Source organism: Mesorhizobium sp. M7A.F.Ca.AU.002.02.1.1 (assembly GCF_003998535.1).
Classification (GTDB): domain Bacteria; phylum Pseudomonadota; class Alphaproteobacteria; order Rhizobiales; family Rhizobiaceae; genus Mesorhizobium; species Mesorhizobium ciceri.
On the sequence record NZ_RZPB01000543.1, the window covers coordinates 1 to 4,227 of the forward strand.

Sequence of the window (4,227 nt, forward strand, 5' to 3'; positions counted from 1 at the left end):
GGTATAGGTGTAGGGCAGGCCGACGCGGATGGCAGCCTCGGCGGCGGCGCGGATCTCGTCGGGAGCAGACATCGTCTCGATCCAGGCGACTTCGGCGCCGCCTTCCTTGAGACCCTCGATCTGCTCGGCGAAGGCGTCGACCGCCTCGTCATAGGTCATGGCGCCAAGCGGCACCAGCAATTCGCCGGTCGGTCCGACCGAACCGGCGACGATGACCTTGCGGCCAGCTCTGTCGGCGACGGCGCGCGCGATCTCGGCGGCGCGCTGGTTCAGCGCATGCACGCGATCCTGCGCATGATGCAGCTTCAGCCGGTGGCGGGTGCCGCCGAACGAGTTGGTGAGGATGATGTCGGCCCCGGCATCGACGAAATTCTGATGCAGGCTGGTGATGGTGTCGGGCGCCGTCTCGTTGAGCAGCTCGGGCGCCTCGCCGGCTTCCAGCCCCATGGCGAAAAGGTTTGTGCCGGTGGCGCCATCGGCCAGCAGCACGCCCTTTTCGGCCAGCAGAGCATCGATCGGGTTGGTGGTCGTCATCGGATTGGCTTTCATGTTTCGAAGTCGAATAAGGATATAAAGAAGTCTTTATGTGTAGTCAATGGAATGGCGGCAACGCGGCCACCAATGCGGAGGCCGGTTTCCGTCCGAAGGATCATTGTTGCCGAAGATCAGACAGTGCCTGTTGGGAACGACATGCCGGCCAGTCTGTGCGCGAAGCCGGACGCCTCGTGCGCATTGATGTCGGCGGCCCGGATCAGATTGTCGAAGTGCTGGATCAGCGTCTGGATCGGCTGAGTGGCGTTGAGCACCAGATACATGTCGCCGACATAGATGGCGGCGCGATAGGGTCCGAAGATGGTGTAGGGGATCGAATAGCGCATCCGCCCGTCATAGAGAAACAGCCGGAAGGTCGGGTAGAGGTCGTCGAGCAGCGTCGCCATGTGCAGCAGCTGGGCGCGCCGGTCGGCTTCGGGGAAACGGTCCCAGACACCCAGCCCGCGGGCAAATATCTCCAGCGTGTGGCGCGGCATGCAGACTTCCATGTCGGTCTCAGGCCGCCTGTTGTAGTCGATGCGGTATTGCGTTTCGCCGGCCTGCGCCAGGCGGCTCTTGTTGGCGATGCCGGCTTCGTAGTCGACCAGCGCTTCGGTGCGCAGAAGATCGGGAATGCCGGCAGGCACGTAGCGGATCTTGGTGCCTGCCGCCTCGGCATGCCATTTGGCCAACAGCGTGCGGTCGAAACCATCCGGTGCCTCTTCGATCTCCAGGCTTTCGCGGATTTCGCCGGTGAGACCTTCGTCCTGGCTGAGGCCGAGGAGCCAATCGAGCGACACCTTGAACTCGGCGGCGATGTTAAGCAGTGTTTCGGCGCGGGGCAGGCGCGTCGAGGCGCCCGACAGCAGTTGCGACAGCGCCGAGCGGTCGATGCCGACCGCGGTTGCAAAGGCCGACTGGTTCAGGTCGGAGCGTGTCAAGAGCATTTTCAGTCGCTCGCGGAAGATCGTCGACAGGTCGCGCTTGTCCATGTCCGTGCTCCACCTGGATTGAGGAAAAATTTGCGCCGGAACCGCTCCGAGGGTGGCGTTAGGCGTAAATGAATCCCTAAGTCTGTTTACAATGTATAACATGTGCGGTCAAAAATGCGCAATCGCAACAGTTTGTGCACTTTGTCTCGTTGAGTGGAATCATTTCTCCTGACACAATGCTGTCAGGAATCAATTGGGATTCCGGCGACTGAGGGGCAGTGGTCGATAGCATGACGAGCAAGAGCATCAGGCGACACAGCGTACGGGCCATTGAGTGGCCAACCGTGGTACTCGCCTTCTTCTGCTACGCGACATGGCTCGCCACCGGTTTCCTGCTCTGGCCTTCCTATCCCGTCCTGGCGCTCGCCGTCCTCGCCTTCACCGCCGCATTGCAGTCGTCGATCATGCACGAAGTGCTGCACGGGCATCCGACGCGCAACGCGCGGGTCAACGAAGCCTTCGTGTTTCTGCCGATCGGTCTGGTCTGGCCGTTCCGCCGCTTCAAGACCATTCATCTGCGTCACCACGCCGACGAGCGGCTGACCGACCCGCTCGATGACCCGGAAAGCTATTATCAGGCGCTCTGGCAGCATGACGAGCTGCCGCCGACGATGAAATTCCTGCTCAAGATCAACAACACCATGGCAGGCCGCTTCGTGCTCGGCCCGTGGCTGTCCTGCGTCGGCTTCTTCATCGACGATGCCAAGCAGGTGATCGCCGGCGACAAGCCGATCCGCAAGGCCTGGCTGCTGCATGCGATCGGCCTGGCCGTCGTGCTGCCGATCGTTCAGTTCGGCTTCGGCATCCCGCTGTGGCTTTACATTCTGGTGCCGGTCTGGCTCGGCCAGTCGCTGATCTCGATCCGTACGTTCGCCGAGCATCAATGGTCGGAACATCCGGAAGGCCGTACGGTGATCGTCGAGCGCTCGCCGCTGTCGTTCCTGTTCCTCAACAACAATCTGCATTTCGTCCATCACAAGACCCCGACCGTGGCCTGGTACAAGCTGCCCAAGCTGTTTCGCGACCGCCGTGAGGAATGGCTGCGGATGAACAATGGCTATGCCTATCCGAATTATTTCGCGCTGGTCAAAGCCTATGCGTTCAAGGCGAAAGAGCCGATCGTGCACCCGGTGCTGCGGCGTGCGCCTGAGCCGGGCAGGGCCTTCAAGCCGCGCATCAGGGCGCGCAGCATCAGCGGGCTCGGCAGTGCGCCGGTTCCCGCCGAGCCGCCCAAGGAATAATTCCGGCCTACCCGGAATCCGTGTCGGCCAATTCTGATTGGACGCCGCGTTTTCGCGATCCTTTTTCCAGACATGATGATTTGATATCGGCATGAGTGAATTGGTTGCGGCGTTGCCGATGTATGATTGGCCCGAAATGCGCGATGAGGTCGACGCGCAATGGGTGCTGCTGCGCGATGCGTTTCGGCAAAAGGGGATCGACGCGCCGGAAGCCATCGTGCGGCGCAATGGCGACCTGCCGCCGGTGCCGGGCGGAATTCGCGATGCTGCCGGTGCATTGATCGCACCCGATCCCGCGACATTGCCGCCGGATGAACTCGATTTCCATAGATTGTGGCTGCATCCTTTGCTGCTGTTCGCGCAGACCTGCTGGGGGCCGATGGAACTTGGCCTGTCCAGGCATGTGCAGGTGGTCGGCCAGCCGAGCTATGACGCCTATGAAGGCGGGCAGGGCGAGCTCTATTCGAGCGCTCTGGTGATGCGGATAGGCGAGGGACCGGAAGTTCGATCGCCTGCGGATGGCAGCGCTCTCATCCCGCTCGATCTGATCCGCGGCAAGCGCTTCACCTTCAACAGCCTCGATTCCATGTCGGGCATCATTGCGCTGACGCGCGACCTGCAAGCGGCCGGCGAAGGCTTGGACATCTTTTCGTCGCGTAGCGAGAGCGGCGGTCACCGCGCTTCAATCGTCGCCATTGCCGAGGGCTGGGCCGATGTTGCAGCGATCGACTGCGAAAGCTGGGCGCTGGCGCAGCGCTTCGAGCCAGCAGCGCGGAAAGTCGCGATCGTCGGCTGGACCGGACGGCGCAAAGGCCTGCCGTTCATCACGGCGAGGGCAACGCCGGAAAAGACAGTCAGGGCAATGCGAGAAGCGCTTGCCGGACTATCCGAGCAGCCTCGTATCCAGCGGGTAGGTTGAGAGCTGTTCGTTGCCGGCCTCGGTGATCAGGATCTGCTCTTCGAGCTTGACGCCTTCGCGCCCGCCAAGCCGGCCGATATAGCTTTCCACGCACAGCACCATGCCAGGTTCCAGCACGCCGTCCGGCGTGTCCGATGTCCAGTCGCTGGCATGCGGCAAGGTCGGGTATTCATCGGCCAGACCGACGCCGTGATAGAGCACGCCGTAGCGCGTCGGGAAGCAGTCGCCCGGCGGCACCGCCGAGGCTTCGACGAGGTCGCGAAACGAGATGCCTGGCTGCATCAGAGCCGTGTTGTGTTCGATCTGGTCGGCGGCGATGCGGAACAGGGCGCGCTGTTCATTCGACGGGTTTGCATCGCCGCACAGCCAGGTGCGCGACAGGTCGGCGCAGAAGCCGTAGGGGCCGATCAGGTCGGTGTCGAAGGCGACGAGATCGCCAGCCTCGATCTTTCGCGAAGAGCATTCCTGGAACCACGGATTGGTGCGCGGGCCTGACGTCAGCAGTCGCGTCTCGATCCACTCGCCGCCGCGCGCGATGTTGCCA

The 4,227-nt window shown here is 62.5% G+C and carries 5 protein-coding genes; 2 read left to right on the plus strand and 3 right to left on the minus strand.

What is annotated here, in order from left to right; genetic code table 11:
• Both EN879_RS26260 and EN879_RS26265 read right to left on the minus strand, forming a co-directional pair.
• The coding region (locus EN879_RS26260) for a homocysteine S-methyltransferase family protein (protein ID WP_206521006.1) at positions 1–534 on the minus strand (534 nt) is incomplete at its 3' end.
• A gap of 131 nt (positions 535–665) precedes the next feature.
• The gene (locus EN879_RS26265) at positions 666–1,523 is read right to left on the minus strand and encodes a helix-turn-helix transcriptional regulator (RefSeq protein WP_013531192.1); all 858 of its coding nucleotides are present in this window, start codon (positions 1,521–1,523) and stop codon (positions 666–668) included.
• 230 nt (positions 1,524–1,753) lie between these two features.
• Here EN879_RS26265 and EN879_RS26270 point away from each other — a divergent pair, with 230 nt between their 5' ends.
• A complete protein-coding gene (locus tag EN879_RS26270; RefSeq protein ID WP_024501297.1) occupies positions 1,754–2,764 on the plus strand; it encodes a fatty acid desaturase in 1,011 nt (336 codons plus the stop codon).
• Positions 2,765–2,855: 91 nt separating this feature from the next.
• Complete coding sequence (locus tag EN879_RS26275) at positions 2,856–3,683, plus strand: PhnD/SsuA/transferrin family substrate-binding protein (RefSeq protein WP_063168193.1); 828 nt, start codon at positions 2,856–2,858, stop codon at positions 3,681–3,683.
• Here EN879_RS26275 and EN879_RS26280 read toward each other — a convergent pair.
• Positions 3,648–4,227 (minus strand): M24 family metallopeptidase (locus EN879_RS26280; protein ID WP_164774586.1); only part of this gene is annotated, 580 nt, incomplete at its 5' end. The genes EN879_RS26275 and EN879_RS26280 overlap by 36 nt on opposite strands.